Genomic DNA, 19,168 nt, shown 5'->3' with positions numbered 1-19,168 from the left:
TTTTTAGTTTGTTTTGCTTAAATAAGTATTGAGTCATTGAGTTCAATGAAATTGAGTACAAAATCAATCTTTTTTTTCAATGAAAAGACTAAAAAAAGCAGGGATAGCTGCTTTTTTGATTTGTTATTTTTTGTTGTGGTTTACTTGAATGTATGTTGGGTTTGGGTCTTTATAATCATCAGTTTTATATTTAGCAAAAGGATTGCTTGAATTTGTATTGTTTGATGAAGTAATTAATTTACCATACTTTATATATGTTTCTAAGATATCTCCACCTTCAAAAACACTCTTTGCTTTAGTTGGATTTTTTGTATAGTTAAGCATATCATAACCATCGCCACCTTCTAAAACAAAGCCATTTGTAACAATGTAGTAATTTTGATCTTTATTAACAGATTTTCCGTTGATTTTTACACTGCTTTCATCTAATTCGTAAACGAATTTATTATCTTTTTCTTCTTTGAAATTAATTTTTGCGCTTACATTATGTGAATATTGTGCATAACCACCTGAAAAGATTTTTTTAGCACCATGTTTCATTGCTTCTAAAAGAACTTCGCCCTTCACTTGCACAGCTGCAATTCTATTACCAAAGGGAGCAATTCCAAGTAAATCAGCTCTTTTAATAGCACCTTTTTGGGTATCTTGACGAAGCGCACCACCAACTTCTAAACCAATAACATTATCTGCATTGAAAACTACTGCTTCATTATTTACTTTAGGACTATTTTCAATGAAATCTCAAGCTGTAGCATCAGTTGTAAAACTACCTAAATTTGTTTGTTGTGATCTCCCTTTTCAAATTGGAACTTCTTTGCTTCCATTTCCTGGTTTAATTTTTACTTCTTCAGTGTGTTTGAAATCAAATGGTAAACTAAAAACAACTTCATTATTAACTGCATCAAATTTAGTTTTTAAAGCATCAATCATGTTTTTAATTGGAGTAATAGTATTCTTTTTACCATCCATTAATTCAGTGTATTCAATTGTTCATAGACGTTGTTTAACACTCGAAATTTTTCCTGTTTTAGTATTTACTATAAGATCTAATTCACTTAGATATTTTGTGTAGCATTCAGCTTGTGTTAGAAAACCATTTTCATCTTTGCCTTCTTCGATTGGAACTAGGGTGTGTGAGTGTCCATCTAAAACTAAATCAATACCTTCAACATTCTTAGTGAATTCTCTTGAATCTCATCTTGTATCTGGCCGATTAACTCCTAAATGTGTTAAAGCAACAATGAAATTAATCCCTTTTGCTTTTAGTTCTTTAACAACTTCTTTAGCTGTGTCAATTGGATCTAAGAAAGTTACATGAACGGAGTTTCTTGGAGCTGAAGTTCATTGGGTATCAGGAGTAGTAATTCCCATAATTGCTACTTTAAGTCCTGATGGTAGTTCTTTAATGATATATGGACTAAATACTTTTTGTCCTTCTATCGCAAGTTTGCCATTTTTATCTTTAACTTGGTCAGTAACAGCTTTTTTATTTCAAACTATGTTTGCTGATAAAAATGGCATCCCTTCTGTTTCTTTTTCAATCTTAAACATATGATCTAAGCCATAGTCAAATTCATGGTTACCAATAGCAACGGCATTGTATTTCATTTCTTTAGCTATTTTTGAAATTGTTAGCCCTTTATCGGAATCTGATAAGGGAAGTCCTTGAATTAAATCACCTGCTGATAATAATAAATCTCTATCGAAATCACGGCTTAAAATTTCAGCTAATCCTTGCATACCTGAGTAGTTGTTGTATTTCCCATCATCAAAAACTAGCCGGCCATGTTCATCATTTGTATGAACAATCTTAATTAATTGTGTGCCAGCACCTTTTTGAGCTACTCTTAAATTCTTATATGCATCATTAACTTTTTTTCTTAAAGCAAGTAAAATTGGACTTCTTTGTTTAACAAATTCTTCTTTTTTTGCAATTAATTCTTTCTTTTTAGTTTCGTCTTTTTCTTTTTCAATCTCAGCTTTTTTATCTTTTAAAGATTGCATATCAGCATTAATTGCTTCATCAAAATTTTTAAAAGCATTTTCATATGCAGCCTTTGCTTTAGCTACCTTTTCTTCATTTGGTTGCCCGCAAGAAATAGCAATCATTGGAAGTGCACTAAAGGCAGTTAATATCCCACCAAGGGATAACAACATTTTCTTTTTCATGAAATCTTTCCTTTAAACTAATGGTTGATTGATTTTTTTTATGTTTTTTGCTTTATTTTGTATTTCAATTATAACACTACAAAAAAACACCTAACAATTGTGAGACTTATTCTTAGCATAATCTCAAATAGAATTTAATTTATATTTTTTTACTAATCTAAGAAAGCTTATATTGACATTTTAATAAAAACAAAGCATCTAAATTTAATATCTAGACAATTGCTTAAAAAATTAGTTTTTTTATAAAAGTTTATTTTGTTTATAATATAATTTTTTTTGCAAATTGCATTATGGAGGGGTAGCGAAGCGGCCAAACGCGGGTGGCTGTAACCCACTTCCTCACGGTTCGGGGGTTCGAATCCCTCCCCCTCCACCATTTTGCCCTTTAGCCAAGTGGAAAGGCAGCGGTTTTTGGTACCGCCATCCGTTAGTTCGAATCTAACAAGGGCAGCCATATCATTTATTTGAAAAATTAAAACTCAAAAGACATTTTTGGGTTTTTTATTTGCTTTTTTTAGATACCTAAAAAAAACTAAAAATATTGCAATTTGCTAAAATCTTAATATCATTCTTAAATCTAAAAAGGCAAAGTAAGGAGAACTAATATGAAAAAGATGCAAAATAAATTAAAACTGGCATTAAGTTTTTTTTCTTTAAGTTTTCCCTTAGTTGCTTTTTCATGTAAAACAGAAGATGAAAATAAATTAGATAGTAATCTAAAAATTGAAATTTCTATTCCTAATCAAAGTAATTTACAACTAGATAATCTAGATTGAAATGATATTGAAATAAAGTATGATTCAAACAAATATCAAATAATAAAAGAATCATTAATCAAAAGAAATGGCAGTTTAGTTGTAAGAATAAAAGTGATTAAAAAAGCCTTAAATGGATTAGAAATTTATAATGAAATTATCAAAGAAGAAAGCTTTTTTAATTTTAAAAAACCAAATGAAACTTTTCCAAATTCAGATTCTAACAAAGATAATCAAAGCAATAATCCTACAGATGATAATTCTAAAAATAACAAACCTAATATTAGCCCTACATATTCTAATCATGAAAAATTAGTTTATGATAGTCACACTATTTATACAAAAGATAAATATCCAGCTTATTTTTTTGATAGACATTTATTTGATGAAAATTTTGTTTTTAATAATGATGTTTATACGATTACAAGATCAACGCCAAAATTTAAAAGTGCATCGCATAATATCAATGTTTTTTTAAAAAATGGCAATTATGGCAATCCCATTGATTTTCAAAACTATAACATAGAAGCAGATAAAGAATTTTGAAGTTATACAAAAGATATTGGTTATTATGGAAATTATGGAAAAAATCCAGAAGAAAAAGTGGCTTTCTATAATAAAAATATTGCCCTAAATGGCATGGTTAAACAAGCTTATTTAGATAACTTCAATAAAAATGAAATTAGTAGCCTAGAAGAACTAAACTTAGATTTAAATTCCATTATTAAAAGCAATCCTTTTGGCTATCTTCCTTCAAATTTAAGTCAATTATTTTATTATTTAGATTTTAAAAGTATAAGCAAGATTTTTAAGATTGAAAATATCATTGAAATTAAGGCAAATTTCAATGATGAAGTTGGTGAGATTGAGTTTCTTTTAGAAGATAAGAAACAAAACAAATACTATTTAAAAATAGATAAAAATAACTCTAGTTATCTAAAAAATAACCTTGATTTTTATCAGTATATTTATGACCGTAGTTTTATGATGCTCTATTATGGCACTGAGTGATTTAGGGATCCATTTGGACTTCAAAAAGAACACCTAAGCTACACAAGTGGTGGAGGAACTTTATGAGTAGTGGATCGGATTATTAATCCAAATGATGAAAAAAATGATTATTGAGAACTATTAGTAGCTACTAATATTCATGTTTTTAGTTTGAATAAGATTTTTGATAAAAGTTTGTATTTTTTCAAAAATGAAAACAAAGAAAAATCAAGTAGATGAAAAGCTGGATTTTATGGTCCAAGTAATCTAGATTCATTTTGGAATGATTTAAAAAATCGCACTAACAATAAATTTTTAACAATAAAACCTAAGGTAGATAAATTAACTAGTAATTTTATATATGGAAGCGAAGATGCTGGTATCCCAACCATTGATGCATACTCACAATATCTAGATATGCCCTATTATACGCCTCGTTATTTTGCTAGTGATTTTAAGATTGATCATCCTGACACAGCAAGTAAATGATTTGAAGAATATAATAAAGAAAGCTACATTGGAAAAACACAAAATGCTGGTGCAGATTTTGTTTTACTAAAAATGAAAATTAAAAAGGATCAGCTACATTTAATTCTTCCTAAATTAGCAGAAATTATAGGAACTAAGAAAGAAAAAGATTGATATGTTGGTCTTGGTAAAAATGAGCTAGCTAGTCCTTATAAAACACAATTTTATGCAGGTTATCCAAATTATAGTTTTAAGGGCAATAAATCAACAGGTGGCATTATTAGCACACAAAATCGCTATGTTAAAGAAGATGATTTTAAAAGTCTTTGAGTAAGATATGATGCACAATTAAATAAAGATTGAAATTCGCATCAAAATAGATGAAAAGAATACACTGAACCTTTTGTTAATGATAAAGAACATGGAATGCCTCTAAATATCCTAACTCAGCATTCAACTTTGTATACAAGAATTGAAAAAAATAAAGAAAATGATGCTTTAGATAGTGGATCTTCTGGTTCGATGGCAATTGATTCATCATTCAATTTAATTGGTATAAATTATTTATTAACACAAGATCAATCTCATGATACAACAACAAACGCAATCAATCTTATTCAGGGACAAGGCGATTATAAAAACAAGGATGATGGCAATATTTTAGTTAATGCTATTAAGAAATTAAAGAATGATAATTTGCACACTATTAAACTAAATCCACTAAGTTAAATAAAAAGTAAGCTTTTTGAAATTAAACAAAGCTTACTTTTTTTTAGAATAACTTTAATTTAGAATTTTATTTTTTTTCATTGCTATTGCATCATTGGTGACATAGAATCTTGTTTAGGCATTTTTTTATATTCAACTAAATACATAATCATACCAACAAGTCCTACTATTCAAAAAATATGTCCGACAATAAATAAAACTAAATATTTTTGGTTTGGGGCAATGATTGCTGATCAAATCAATATAACTATTAAAGCAATACCAATTGGAACCATTAATAAGTAAATTATTAATGACAATGCTATTGAACCTGCTGAAAAAGTTAATAATGATTTTGGATCAGTAGGATTTACTAATGCAGCTAGATTACTTGAGGCTCCAAATGCAATAAGTGATCATATAAAAATAATTAATCCAAGACCAATAATAGTTCCAATTAATGCCAAATAAGCAATTGCTAATTTTTTAAGTTTACTAGTGTTATCCATAATTTAAATTATATAAAACTAAAAGAAAAATAAACTTCTAAAGATGCCTTTTTTAAATCATTAGAAGTTTATTTAAAAGTAAGAAAATCTAAATGAATTTATTATTTAACAATGATATTTAAAATCTTGTTTTCAATATAAACACTTTTTATTATTTCTTTATCTTCAATTCATTTTTTAATGGAAGGTAGACTTGTTGCTTGACTAATAATTTCATCCTTATTTCAGAAAGGATTAATTTCTAGCTGTCCGCGAACTTTTCCATTAATTTGAATCCCAATTTGGGGATTTTTATTAATAATCTTATTCGTATCTGCAATTGGCCAAGATTGAAATTGCATTGGTTTTTCATTGATATTAAAAAGAATTTCCTCAGCAAAATGCGGTGCAAATGGTGATAGAAGAATAGCAAAAGTTTTAATTGGTTCAATTGAAGTTATTTTTTTTAGACTTGACACATAATTAATGAACACCATTAGTTTACTAATTGCGATATTAAATTTGTATTTTTCAATATTATTAGTTATATCCAAAATTAATTGATGAAGCTGACTCTCTAGTTCAATATTTGAAATATTTTTATCAATGTTTTTAGCTAAATTATTAAGAATTGTATCAATCCGATCCAATCATTTTCTAATGCCATTCAATGAATTAGTATTTCATGCTTTAGAATCAGTAATTGGTCCCATAAACATCTCATATAAACGTAGTGCATCAGCACCATATTCCAAAACTAATTCATCTGGATTAATAACATTACCAAGTGATTTGGACATTTTTTGGCCATCTGGACCCAGCACTAGTCCTTGATTGATGATTTTAGCAAAAGGCTCTTTTGTATTAACAATACCAAGATCATATAAGAAACGATGTCAGAATCTAGCATATAGTAAATGCAGCACTGCATGTTCTTGGCCGCCAATATATAAATCCACTGGCATTCATTTTTCAAAGCGTTTTTTAGCTTCGTCTGAATTTAAGGGAAGATAGCTGCCATCTTCATTTTTTAGAATGTAAGCTAAAAAATATCAACTTGATCCAGCTCATTGTGGCATGACATTTGTATCGTGACGATATTTTTTTCCAGCAATTTCAATGTTTAATCATTCTTTAATGTTGGCAAGAGGGCCTTGTGTGGAATTTGATGGTTTAATGTTATTTGTAAATGGTAACTGCACAATTTCATCAACTAAATGAATTTGATTGTTTTCATCAAATAAAATTGGAAAAGGTTCGCCTCAATATCTTTGACGGGAAAAAATTCAATCTCTTAGTTTAAAAGTCGTTTGATTTTTAATTCTCTTAAGTGTCTTTAATTTTTTATAAATAACATCTGTAGCTTCTTTGATATTAAGACCATTAACTTCTTCTGAATTAATATGCTTAGCATCATCTAAAAAAGGTAAGTTGGAAGCTTCTAAAACTTGTTTAATTTCAAGATTAAATTGTTTAGCAAATAAAAAATCTCTTTCATCATGACCAGGAACACACATAAGCGCTCCGCTTCCATAATTACTTAGTACATAATCAGAAACTCAGATTTCAATTTCTTTTTTTGTTAGAGGATGCAGTGCATAACAACCTAAAAAAATGCCACTTTTTTTATTGCTTGTCTGACTTTTTTCTAAATCGCTTTTTTGTTTTGCTTCATTTATATATGCAGTAATTTTTTCATGGAGTTTTTTATCTGATATTTCAAATAATAAAGGATGTTGCGGACTTAAAATTATTGCTGAAGTTCCATAAATTGTATCTAGTCTTGTCGTAAATGTTTCAAGCATATAATTGGAGTCTTTTATATCTCATTTAACTAAAAAACCATCTTGCTTACCAATTCAGTTTTTTTGAAGCATTTTAAGACTCTCAGGTCAATCTAAATTATCAATTTCTTCAAGAAGCTTGTTAGCGTATTTAGTAATTTTTAGCACTCATTGCTTCATTGGTTTTCTTATAACTGGATAATTTCCTCTTTCGGAAACTTTTTTACCATTTATTTCAATAACTTCTTCATTTGCTAAAACAGTGCCAAGTTCTTCACATCAATTAACATCAATCTCTTCAATGGAAGCTAAGCCTTTTTTGTATAACTCTTTAAAAATTCATTGTGTTCAAACATAGAAGTTAGGATCTGTTGTATTAACTTCTTTTTTATAATCATAAGAAAATCCCATCATTCTTAGTTGCAAACGAAAATTATCTATATTCTTTTTAGTAAAAGATGCTGGATGATTACCTGTTTTTAGGGCATATTGCTCCGCTGGAAGGCCAAAAGCATCCCATCCTATTGGATGCAGCACATCAAAATTATTTAGGCGTTTGTAGCGAGCTATTATATCAGTAGCTGTATATCCTTCAAGATGCCCAACATGTAGTCCTGCTCCTGATGGATATGGAAACATATCAAGAATATAGGCTTTTTTTTCTTTGTTATTTGTTGTTGCAAATGAGTTATTTTCATCCCAAAATTTTTGTCATTTTTTTTCAATTAATTTGTGATTATACATGGTATTAATTTTATCTTAATTAGCCTACTTTTATTCTTAGAAAAGCTAAAAATGAAGCACTAAAAATCTAAAAATATATTTATTTATATTTTTTATGTTTTTCTTGTTTCAATAGTTAAATAATTGTCATTTTTAGAAATATAATGAAGTAAAAAAGAAAAAATTAAACAACCTAATTTTTCCTAAAAACATCAAATAACTAAATGAAATTAAGATAATATTGTGTAAAATTTAAATATTATTTTTTTATAAAAAAATACATATTTTGAAAAGAGCATAACTTATGGAGATAAAAAATAAAGATTATAAAGATACCCTTTTAATGCCTCAAACTGATTTTTCAATGAAAGCTAACTTAGTAGAAAAAGAAAAGATCTATAGTCAAAAATGACAAGAGATTGATCTATATAAAAAGGTTTTAGATTCAAATAAAAATAATCCTGCTTTTGTATTACATGATGGGCCTCCTTATGCCAATGGTGATATTCATGTTGGCCATGCACTAAATAAGATATTAAAAGATATCATTGTAAGAAATAAAAGTATGCTTGGTTTCTTTAGTCCTTTTGTTGCTGGTTGAGATACACATGGGCTTCCAATTGAGCACAGGATGCTAAAAGAAAAGCAAATGAGTGCCAAAGATTTTTTAGTTTCAGAATTAAGAAATTATTGTGCTGAGTATGCTCTAAGTCAAGTTGAAAGACAAAAAGAACAATTTAAAAAACTAAGTTTACTTACAGATTTTAGTGATATCTATATAACTTTGGATAAGAAATTTGAAGCACAACAATTAAGATTGTTTAAAAAAATGTTGTTTGATGGCTTAATTTATAAAGACTTAAAACCAATTTATTGATCTCCTTCTTCCCAATCTGCCCTAGCTGAGGCAGAAGTTGAATATTTTGACCATATTTCTCCATCATTATATGTTGCATTCAAAGTTGTTTGTGGTAATGAAATAGTTGCAAAAGATGATAATTTGATCATTTGAACAACAACACCTTGAACTTTAATTGCTAACTCCGGAGTTGCAATTAACAAAGATTTCTTATATCTAAAAATAAGAGTTAATAACCAAATTTATATATTAGCAAAAGATTTACTAGATTCTGTTGCACAAATGTGTAAATGAGAAAACTATGAAATTATTGGAGAAGCTTTTAGTGGAAAAAATCTTTTAGATATTAAATACAAAAGTCCAATTAATAACTTAGTTTGCCCAGTTGTTGAAGGCCATCATGTTACGCTAGAAAATGGTAGTGGTTTAGTTCATATGGCACCCCTTTTTGGTGAAGATGACTTTATTATTGGCAACAAAAATAATTTGCAAAAAATTATGCATGTCAATGATGATGGAATTCTTAATGAAAAAGCATTCCAATTTGCAAATATTTTCTATGATGATGCAAATCCATTAATTGGCAAATTTCTAGGAGAACAAGGCCTTCTTCTTGGTTTTAAAAAAATTAAACACTCCTATCCACATGATTGAAGAACACACCAACCAATTATGTATCGGGCAACTCCTCAATGATTTGTTTCAGTTAAAAAAATTAAAAATGATATTCTATCTGAAATAAATAACATTAAAACATTTAATGAATGATCCAAACAAAGACTTGAATTAATGTTAGAAAATCGTGATACATGATGTATTTCAAGACAAAGAAGCTGGGGAGTTCCAATTATTGTCTTCTATGATAAAAATAAAAATCCAGTTTTAGAAGAAGAAATCTTTGATCACATTATTAATTTAGTTGAAGAATTTGGCACAAATATCTGATATGAAAAAGAAGTAGATGAATTACTACCAGACAAATACAAAAATCAAGGTTTTACCAAAGAAACTGATATTATGGATGTTTGATTTGATTCAGGTTCTACTTCTTTAGCAATTAAACCTGCAGGAATCGAAGCTCCTTTTGATTTATATCTTGAAGGTTCAGACCAATATAGAGGATGATTTAATAGTTCCCTAATTAATTCTGTTGCTTGACGTAATAAGTCACCTTTTAAAGCATTTTTATCACACGGTTTTGTTTTAGATGGTAAGGGACGCAAAATGTCAAAATCTTTAGGTAATACAGTTAATCCTCTTGATGTAGTAGCAAAACATGGTGCAGATATCTTAAGACTTTGAGTAGCTAATTCTGAATATACAGCTGATATTTCTATTGATGACAAGATTTTAGAACAAAATATTGAAATCTATAGAAAACTAAGAAATACAATCAAATTTATGCTTGGGGGTATTTCTGATTTTGATTTCAATTATGTACAACTTGATTCCATTCATGCCTTAATGGAAGAAAAATTGAATAATCTTGAAGAAAAAGTTTTAGGTTATTACAATACATATAAATTTGTCAATGTAATCAAAGAAATTAATAACTTCATTATCAATTTAAGTTCTTATTATATTTCTATTACAAAAGATATTCTTTATCTAAATAAAAAAGATGACTTAGAACGTCGGATGGTACAAACTCTATTTACAAAAATCATTAAATTCTTACTAAAAGCACTAGCTCCAATTCTGCCAACAACAATGGAGGAAGTTTATTCATACTTCAATGAACCAAACAAGTTTGAATCAGTCTTTCTTTTAAAATGAAATGATAAAGAAATTAAGTCGTCTTCAAACCTAAGCAAACAATGAGATGAATTCTTTGAATTAAAAAATGAGGTATACAAACTGATTGAAGAAAATATAAAAAATCAAGAAATTAAAAGACAAAATGAAGCTTTTGTTACAATTAATACTTCATCACAATTTATTAAATCTCTACCTTTAACAAAACTTTTAATGGTTGCAAAAGTTTCTTTTGGTAATGAACTAAAAGTCCAAAAACTGCCATCATTTAAATGTTTAAGATGTTGAAATCATTTTGAAGAAGATGAATTTAATAAAGATCTTGAAATTTGCAAAAGATGTGAAGGAGTAATTAATGAACGAAACTAACAGAGTTAAATACTTTTCTAAAGAATATTGAAAAATTAATTGAAAATTTATTTTAATTAATTTAGCAATTTTCTTTTGTGTATTTCTTTTCTTTTTAATGATTGATTTAGTAACAAAAGAAACCATTTTTAAATGAGCTGATAAAAGTCGACTATTTGTTGATAGCAAATGAGAAGCTGGTGGGAAATTTGTTACTTTTAGATCAGTTTTACATGAGGGAACTACTCTTGGCTTCCTTGAAACAAATTTAGGCTTTTTACATTTCATTAGCTTTATGATTTTCTTTGGTGCAATTTTTGCTGTGACATTTATTAAGGATAAAAAATTAATTTATGTAACTGTTTTTCTTGCAATTGTAAGTGCTGGGGCATTTGGTAATATGATTGATAGATTTCTATTTAAAGGAGTGCGAGATATCATCAATCTTCCATGAGTTAATCAAGGAGTATTCAACTTTGCTGATGTTTGATTAGTACTTGGTGGTGTAGGCATTCTAGTAGCAATTATTCTTGAAGCAACTTTTGGTTACTTTAAAAGCAAAAAAGCTAAAAGTATCCAAGAAAATAAATTACAAGAACAAAGTGAATTGCAAATTCCAAATCCTTCAAAAGATAAAGAAAACGACATGATGTAAGTGTCGTTTTTTTCTTACTTTTTTCTTCTTTTTTTCGCTTTTTACTTCATTTCTTAGACTTTATATTTAAAAATTGAAATGAGGTGATAAAAAATGGAAAAATTAAATAAAGAAGAATGCAATAATCTCTCAGGTGGCTTTGCAATTTCTGCAATTATAACCTCAATACTGGGAGCGCTTCCTTTGGTATTTAGTACTGTTGCTTCAACAGCTAGTTTAATTAAGTCTCTAAGTGCAAGTAAGGGCGAAATTAAAACAAAAGACTTCAGTGCCAAATGGGAAAATGAAGATAACAAAATGGGCTTTAATGTTGGCTTTCATTATTGCGTCTAAAGTCTTTAGAAAAATAAAAAACTAGGCTTACAATAACCTAGTTTTTTTCTTATTATTAATGATTTTAAGCAAGATTTATTTTTTTGATTTTTCTAGAATCTTGTTGAATCTTTCTACACGACCACGAGCTTTAACATCTGTACGATTTCCGGTGTAAAATGCATGACAATTAGAGCAAACATCTAAAGTTACTTTTTCAGCAGTTGAACCAAAAATAAATGATGTGTTGCATGAAGAACATGTAGCTTGAATTTCACTATATTTTGGATGAATATCTTTTTTCATCGTATGCTCCTTCTAATGCTAACGTTATTTAACTAGCAAATATTTTACCACAAAAGTATGTAATTTTATTTATTAATGTTTTCTCATTTTCAATCAACAACTTCAGGCATATCATAGCCATATTCATGAATGTAGTTGTTGTGTTCTTGTATTTTTTTATCCATTAAATCAAGGAAATCTTGTGCTTGTTTGCCATATAGCTTAGCAATGGCATCCTTGGCAATGTGATATCTATCCATTTCACTTAGTTGTCTAATATCAAAACTGGTTGTAATATCCCCATTTTCTCTATATCCATGAATAATTAAGTTGTGATTAGTTCTGCTAAAGAATATATCACGAATAAGTCCTTCAAAACCATGGAATGCAAAAACAACTAATTTATCTTTTGTAAATGCCATATCAAATTCTTCGTCACTAAGTCCTCTTGGATCAATAGATTTGGATCTTAGTTTTAATAAATCAACAACATTGATATATCTAATTTTTAGAGCTGGAAAATGTTTATGCACAATTGAAATTGCAGCTAGACTTTCTAAGTTAGGTTCTACTCCTGAAGACACAAAAACAACATCTGGTTCTTCTTTATCTTTAACATTTGAAGCTCAATCGATTACCTTATAACCTTTTTCAACTAATTCTTTAGCTTCTGCAATTGAATAAAATTGTTCTCTTGGTTGTTTTGAGGCAACAATTAAATTAATGGTGTTTCTTTCTTCAAGAGATTTTTGCATTACTGCTAAAAGGCTATTAGTATCAGCTGGAAGATATTCTCTAATTAATTCAGGACGTTTATCTGCTAGATGTCCTAAAATACCTGGATCTTGGTGTGTATAACCATTATGGTCTTGTTGAAAGGCAGTTGAGGTTGCAATAATATTTAGTGATGGATAATCTTTTCTTCATTTTAACTCTAAGGATTTCTTTAATCATTTCATATGTTGAGTTAGCATTGAATCAATAACTCTTAAAAATGATTCATAGGAAGCAAAAAATCCATGACGTCCTGTTAAAACATATCCTTCTAGAAAACCTTGTGCTTGGTGTTCACTTAGTTGCGAATCAATAATTCTTCCTACTGGTGAAACTCATTCATCAAATTTATCTGAGTATTTTTCAAGTCATTGACGGTTTGTTACATCAAATAATGCAAATAAACGGTTTGATTTTGTTTCATCTGGTCCAAATACTCTAAAGTTATCTTTGTTTTTTAGCATTGTATCAGCCATAAATTTGGCTAATTCGACCATATCTTGCGCTTTGTTTTGTCCTGGATATTTAATATCAAGGGCAAAGTTTTCTCAATTTGATAATTCTAGTGTTTTTGGATTAATTCCGCCATTTGTAATTGGGTTCATTGCCATTCTTTTTTGCCCTTTTGGAGCTAGTGCAACAATTTCATCAATAACTTTGCCATTTTCATCAAATAATTCTTCTGGTTTATATGATTTTAGTCATTTTTCTAATTCTTTGATATGTTCAGTTTTAAATGCACTCACAGGAAGAGGAACTTGGTGTGCTCTGAAACTGCCTTCAATAGCATTACCATCTCATTCTTTAGGACAAGTTCATCCTTTTGGTGTTCTAACAATTAAAACTGGTCATTCAGGTCTAATGGCATTTTGTGCACCAAGTTTTTTAGCTTCTTTTTTAATTTCTAAAATCTTTTCAATGGCTTTGTCCATTTTTTTTGCCATTTCTTCATGAATTTCAAGATTACTTTTATCTTCAGATCATTCAAAGAATATCGGATCTCAGCCCATTCCTAAAAAGTAGTTTTTAATTTCATCAGCAGGCTTTCTTGATAGAAGAGTTGGGTTGGAAATTTTTCCGCCATTTAAATGTAAGATTGGAAGTACTACTCCATCATTAACTGGATTTATAAATGAATTTGAAAATCAACCAGCACAAAGAGGTCCAGTTTCAGCTTCACCATCACCAACTACTGTTGCAGCGATTACATTAGGATTATCCAAAATAGCGCCAGTTGCATGGGATAATGAATAACCTAATTCTCCTCCCTCATGAATTGAACCAGGAGTTTCAGGAGCAGCATGGCTAGCTGTTCCACCAGGGAATGAAAATCTTTTGCACATCTTTTGAATGCCGGCTGTATCTTTAGATATTTCTGGATAAATTTCAGTGTATGAACCATCTAAATAAGAATTAGAAATCATCACTTGTCCACCATGACCTGGCCCTTCAATATAAAACATATTTAAATCATATTTGTTAATTACACGATTTAGATGTGTATAAATAAAGTTTTGACCAGGGATTGTTCCTCAGTGGCCAATTGGATACAATTTAATGTCATCTTTTGTTAATTCATTTTTTAAAAGTGGGTTATTTCTTAAATAAATTTGTGCCACTGATAAATAATTAGCTGCTCTAAATCATTTATCCATAGCTAAGAAATACTTCATTTCATCGAATTTTGTTTTCATTTATCCTCCATTATTTTTTGCTTGCTTTTCTAGTTTTTTTAAATAAAAATAACAAAAAATAGTAAATATATTTTACTCTAATTTTAAACATTAATTTAAGGATTAAAAATTTAAAACTATTTCAATGTATTTACTATTTTTCTTGGGATTTAAATAAGATTGAAATACTTGTCAAATTATAAATTTAGTTCTTCATCTGTTGGAATATCTAAGTTAGAGCCAACATATGCAAAAATTTCTGGACTTTGTTTGATATATTTACCATCTAAAATTCTTTGGACTGATTTAATTGTATCCTGCAGAGGTACATAAACACCAGCTGCTTTAGTAAAGTGTTCTGTCATAAAGAAATTTTGGGTAAAGAAGTTTTCAAGTTGCAAGGCAATTTTAACAGTTCTTTTACTTTGTTCATCCAATTCATCAAATCCTAAAATCATAATAACATCTTCTAGGTCTTTGTATGTTTTTAGAATTTTTTTGGTTTGGATAATAGCATTAAAATGATCTTTTCCAATAATGCTTTCATCAACGGAGTTTGATGAACTAGCTAGTGGATCAAAAGCTGGAAAAATATTTTTAGCTGTTTGGTTACGTGATAAAACTAAATTTCCATCTAAATGGTTGAAAACAGCAACGGCACTTGGATCACTTAAATCATCCATTGGTAAAAAGATAGTTTGGAATGAAGTAATTGAGCCATTTTCATTTTTGAACATACGATTTTCAATGTTAGCAACATCAGATTCTAAAGTCGATTGGTAACCACCAACGGATGGTTTTTTACCTAAAGAAGCACTAACTTCATTTTCAGCTTGCACAAATCTATAAATGTTATCAATGAATAATAAAACATCTTCCTTTTCAATATCTCTTAAATATTCTGAAGCAGTAATACCAATTGGGACAATTGACATTCTAGCGCCAGGAGATTCGTTCATTTTTGAAATATACATTGCAGAATTTTGCATTAAATTTGATGATTCAAGCTCATTGAATAATTCAATTGCTTCCCTTGATCTTTCTCCAGAACCTATAAAGATATTAGAAGTTTTGGCATTTTTTTTGTTAACGTTGAAAATAATTTCTTTCATTAAAACTGTTTTTCCAACTCCAGCTCCTCCAAAGATACCTAATTTATATCCTTTAAGAATGGGAATGAAAAAATCAATTGCTTTAATTCCTGTTTCAATAATTTCATTTTGATTATTCAAATATCTTTCATTATTGATAATTGAATTCATTTCAATGTATTTTGGGGATGTATTTCTATTTTCTAAAAGAGGTTTTCCTTCAAAAGAATAGATATTGTTTTTGGAATTTTTTCCTACTGGAACCATGAAACTTTTTTTGGTATTAATAATTTTGTCATTAATATTAATTGGCTTAGATGAATAAATAATAATTGCTCTAATTGTTTCTTCATCAATAATTCTTTTTACTAATAAATAAGTTTTATTATCATTGGTTGTAAGTAGATGATTAACTTGAGGAAGATTTTCTTTAGTGAATTTAATTTCAAGAATATCAGATCAGAATCTAACTATTTTTCCCATTATTTATCTCCTAATTTTCTAGCAATTTCTTCTAAATAAGAATCTTCAAATTCCACAAATTCATGGTCGTATTCTACTTTTCAATCAAGTCCAAGATAATTTGAATATTGTTTTAATGAATAAGCAAAATAGTCTCTTATTAGTTTGTCATCATAATTTGTTGATGATTGAATTAATTCATATGTTTCCTTGGCATCAGCATTTGTTTCAATTAATAAATTAATAAATTTCAAAGCTTTTTCTTCATCTTTAATACCACGTAAAATGCTTCATGATATTAATTTTGACATTAGAAAAACAAATTTCGTTGAATATAATGAATAACCTTTTTGAATAAACATTTTGTCAATCATTTTACCTTTATAAAGAAGTTCAGCAGTTTCTTTATTCAACTCGTAATCTAAAGTAGCTAATTTTAGATGTCTTTTGTATTGTCTATAAGTTTTTCCTACTTCAGAAGCTACTTTTGACATAATACGATTTTGCACAGAAGACCCAGTTCTTGAAACTGATAGATTAATATTAATAGCAGGTAAAATTCCTTGTGAAAATAAATCCGCACTAGTTACAATTTGACCATCGGTAATGGAAATCACATTTGAAGCAATTAAGGAAGTTATATCACCATCAACTGTTTGCAAAATAGGAAGGGCTGTAATGGTTTTTTTATCCTTAAAAGAACCAGCTCTTTCAAGTAGTTGGGAGTGTGCAAAGAAAATATCTCCTGGCATAGCTTCTTTTCCTACTGGTTTATCAGTTAAAAGGGCAATTTCACGAATGATATTTGCATGCTTGGTTAAATCATCAAAGATAATGATTACATCATCTTTTAAAGAGATATTTTCAGCATGTGCCATTCCAACATATGGTGCTAAGTATTGTTCATATGAACTAGTTGCAGGTGCATCAATAATAATAGTGTTTTTTAGAGCATCCTTTTCTTTTAGAATGTTATAAATCTTAGAAATGCTTTCTTTTTTTTGTCCGATGGCAACATAAATACATTTTGTATTACTTTTAGCTTGGTTTAGAATAACATTAATTGCAATATGAGTTTTTCCAGTTTGACGGTCTCCTATAATAAGTTCTCGCTGTCCTTTACCAATTGGAATTAATAAATCAATTAATGTAAAACCAGTATATAGTTGCTTATCTAGAGTTTGCACACTCATCAGTTGGTGTGCTAATTTAAAAGCTGGACTATGAGGATCTGAAGGTTGTTGCTTGATTTCTTGTTTTTTTGGTAGCACAACATTGCCAAAAATATCAATAACCTTACCAAAATGTTCTTCTGAACTAAAAACATCAGCATTTTCAATAGGAATGATTGTGTCATCAATTTGAATTTCTTTGTTTTCATTATTTGCTAATAAAAAAGCTTTATCTTCTGATGCATTAATCAAAATCATCTTGATGCTTTTATCTCTTTCGCAAACAAACATCATTGATTGTTCATAGTTAAATTTTCCTTGAACTTCAATAATATAGTTAAATATTGAGCTTACTTTTGGTTTACTATATTCCTTTAAGCTATTAATATTCTCCATAATTTGATTTCCTTACTTTAATTAAAATAACTTTTTTTAATATATAACTTTAAATCTTGTGCATTCGATGAAAAATATAAGACTATATTTGGTAAAAATTCAATGTAATAATTGTCTTTAATTAATTCTTGTAATTGTAAATTGAATGCTTGTTCAAATAAATTAACACTAGGTTGCTTTTTTTCATTTTTGATAATAAAAGGGACTTTTTTATCAAAACTAAATTTTTCATTAATTAAAAAAGCAATTGTGATATCTTCCAAAATTAAGCTCTCAAAATTTTCAAGTGAGTTTTTAATTTTGTTAATAAAATTTAAAACATTTTTATCATCAGAATTAAGTTTTGTTTTTAGTAAAATGGTTGAAAGAAACTTATTGTAATCAATGAAATTATTTGTTTGTAGCATTTTGCTTTCTTCAAGAAAAAAAAGAATTTTTTCTTTATTTTTTTCAATAACAATCTCAGGTTTTTTATGCATGCTTTTTAATCCTTTTTTAATCTTAGAAAAAATTGAATTTAATGTTATATATTAAAAAATAATTCAATTATTATATAAGAAAAATAAGAAAATACCAAGTTTATTCCTAAATTAAGCTATTAATTAAATAAATAAGGTTGCTTAATTGTAAAAAAAAGTATAAAAAAAGTAAGTTCAGAAATTGAACTTACAATTACAAATTACAATTATTTTTCTTTTTTGTATACAGATGCAAATTTACGGTTAATTCTGTTTTCGAATTTTACAATGCCATCAATTAGAGCATATAAGGTATCATCTTTTCCCCTGCCAACATTGTTACCTGGGAAAATTTTTGTCCCTCTTTGTCTATAAATAATGCTTCCAGCAGTGACAAATTGTCCATCAGTTGCTTTAACACCAAGTCTTCTACCAGCCGAATCTCTACTATTCGAAGTTGTTCCACCAGATTTCGTATGTGCCATGGTTATTTCTCCTTAATTTCAGTAATTTGTACTCTTGTATAAGGTTGACGGTGTCCTAATTTACGTTTGTGTGTTGATTTTGCATTATGTCTATAAACAACGATTTTTTTTGCTTTACCTTGTTTTTCAATAATTCCTAAAACAGAAACTTCTTCTAAATAAGGGGTACCAATTTTGTTTTCAATTGCTAGAATTTTGTTAAATGTAACGATATCTCCTACGTTACCTTCAATTTTTTCAATGAAAATAACATCGCCTTTTTTAACAATTAATTGTTTTCCACCTGTTTCAATAATTGCAAACATTTAAACTCCTTATATTTTGTCACATCCTAATGGTACTTTAAAAAAGTTTTAAA

14 protein-coding genes and 2 tRNA genes are annotated in these 19,168 nt (G+C 28.4%); 6 read left to right on the top strand and 10 right to left on the bottom strand.

The features are described 5' to 3' along the window. Positions 1-123 precede the first annotated feature (123 nt). Complete coding sequence (locus MAU_RS01605; protein WP_004424328.1) at positions 124-2,169, bottom strand: 5'-nucleotidase C-terminal domain-containing protein; 2,046 nt, start codon at positions 2,167-2,169, stop codon at positions 124-126. 292 nt (positions 2,170-2,461) lie between these two features. Here MAU_RS01605 and MAU_RS01600 point away from each other — a divergent pair. The 3 genes from MAU_RS01600 to MAU_RS01590 all read left to right on the top strand — a co-directional run bounded on the left by MAU_RS01600 (position 2,462) and on the right by MAU_RS01590 (position 5,111). After that, positions 2,462-2,545: transfer RNA gene (locus MAU_RS01600), tRNA-Tyr, on the top strand. A 3-nt stretch (positions 2,546-2,548) separates the two neighbouring features. Continuing rightward, a tRNA-Gln gene (locus tag MAU_RS01595) sits at positions 2,549-2,623 on the top strand. A 160-nt stretch (positions 2,624-2,783) separates the two neighbouring features. After that, positions 2,784-5,111: an MAG2960 family serine endopeptidase lipoprotein gene (locus tag MAU_RS01590; RefSeq protein WP_004424324.1), complete on the top strand. Its 2,328-nt coding sequence runs from the start codon at positions 2,784-2,786 to the stop codon at positions 5,109-5,111. Positions 5,112-5,194: 83 nt separating this feature from the next. Here the strand turns inward: MAU_RS01590 and MAU_RS01585 are convergent, their stop codons facing one another. Both MAU_RS01585 and leuS read right to left on the bottom strand, forming a co-directional pair. Then, positions 5,195-5,599 (bottom strand): hypothetical protein, encoded by a 405-nt coding sequence (locus tag MAU_RS01585; protein ID WP_004424321.1) that lies wholly within the window; start codon positions 5,597-5,599, stop codon positions 5,195-5,197. A gap of 101 nt (positions 5,600-5,700) precedes the next feature. Then, positions 5,701-8,106, bottom strand: a complete 2,406-nt coding sequence (leuS, locus tag MAU_RS01580; protein ID WP_004424319.1) for a leucine--tRNA ligase — start codon at positions 8,104-8,106, stop codon at positions 5,701-5,703. Positions 8,107-8,389: 283 nt separating this feature from the next. Here leuS and ileS point away from each other — a divergent pair, with 283 nt between their 5' ends. The 3 genes from ileS to MAU_RS01565 all read left to right on the top strand — a co-directional run bounded on the left by ileS (position 8,390) and on the right by MAU_RS01565 (position 12,035). Next, the gene (ileS, locus tag MAU_RS01575; protein WP_004424316.1) at positions 8,390-11,068 is read left to right on the top strand and encodes an isoleucine--tRNA ligase; all 2,679 of its coding nucleotides are present in this window, start codon (positions 8,390-8,392) and stop codon (positions 11,066-11,068) included. Then, entirely contained in the window at positions 11,055-11,702 is a 648-nt protein-coding gene (locus MAU_RS01570; protein WP_004424314.1) for a signal peptidase II, read from the top strand. The genes ileS and MAU_RS01570 overlap by 14 nt, the downstream gene beginning before the upstream one ends. Before the next feature lie 93 nt (positions 11,703-11,795). Then, complete coding sequence (locus MAU_RS01565; RefSeq protein ID WP_004424312.1) at positions 11,796-12,035, top strand: hypothetical protein; 240 nt, start codon at positions 11,796-11,798, stop codon at positions 12,033-12,035. Positions 12,036-12,110: 75 nt separating this feature from the next. Here MAU_RS01565 and rpmE read toward each other — a convergent pair whose 3' ends face one another. The 7 genes from rpmE to rplU all read right to left on the bottom strand — a co-directional run bounded on the left by rpmE (position 12,111) and on the right by rplU (position 19,115). After that, positions 12,111-12,320, bottom strand: a complete 210-nt coding sequence (gene rpmE / locus MAU_RS01560; RefSeq protein ID WP_004424310.1) for a 50S ribosomal protein L31 — start codon at positions 12,318-12,320, stop codon at positions 12,111-12,113. A gap of 65 nt (positions 12,321-12,385) precedes the next feature. Then, the gene (locus tag MAU_RS01555) at positions 12,386-14,767 is read right to left on the bottom strand and encodes a phosphoketolase family protein (protein ID WP_004424309.1); all 2,382 of its coding nucleotides are present in this window, start codon (positions 14,765-14,767) and stop codon (positions 12,386-12,388) included. Between the two features lie 176 nt (positions 14,768-14,943). Continuing rightward, positions 14,944-16,320: an MSC_0618 family F1-like ATPase beta subunit gene (locus MAU_RS01550; RefSeq protein ID WP_004424308.1), complete on the bottom strand. Its 1,377-nt coding sequence runs from the start codon at positions 16,318-16,320 to the stop codon at positions 14,944-14,946. Continuing rightward, on the bottom strand, positions 16,320-17,867 hold the full coding sequence (locus MAU_RS01545; RefSeq protein WP_004424305.1) for an MSC_0619 family F1-like ATPase alpha subunit: 1,548 nt from the start codon (positions 17,865-17,867) through the stop codon (positions 16,320-16,322). The genes MAU_RS01550 and MAU_RS01545 overlap by 1 nt, the downstream gene beginning before the upstream one ends. 17 nt (positions 17,868-17,884) lie before the next feature. Beyond that, a complete protein-coding gene (locus tag MAU_RS01540) occupies positions 17,885-18,346 on the bottom strand; it encodes an MSC_0623 family F1-like ATPase-associated protein (RefSeq protein ID WP_004424304.1) in 462 nt (153 codons plus the stop codon). Positions 18,347-18,552: 206 nt separating this feature from the next. Continuing rightward, the gene (gene rpmA / locus MAU_RS01535) at positions 18,553-18,810 is read right to left on the bottom strand and encodes a 50S ribosomal protein L27 (protein WP_004424302.1); all 258 of its coding nucleotides are present in this window, start codon (positions 18,808-18,810) and stop codon (positions 18,553-18,555) included. A gap of 2 nt (positions 18,811-18,812) precedes the next feature. Next, positions 18,813-19,115, bottom strand: coding sequence for a 50S ribosomal protein L21 (gene rplU / locus MAU_RS01530; RefSeq protein ID WP_004424300.1), 303 nt, complete (start codon positions 19,113-19,115; stop codon positions 18,813-18,815). Between the last annotated feature and the right edge of the window lie 53 nt (positions 19,116-19,168).

Origin of the sequence: Metamycoplasma auris 15026, assembly GCF_000367765.1 — a bacterium.
Classification (GTDB): domain Bacteria; phylum Bacillota_I; class Bacilli_A; order Mycoplasmatales; family Metamycoplasmataceae; genus Metamycoplasma; species Metamycoplasma auris_A.
This window is presented reverse-complemented; position numbering and strand designations above follow the sequence as displayed.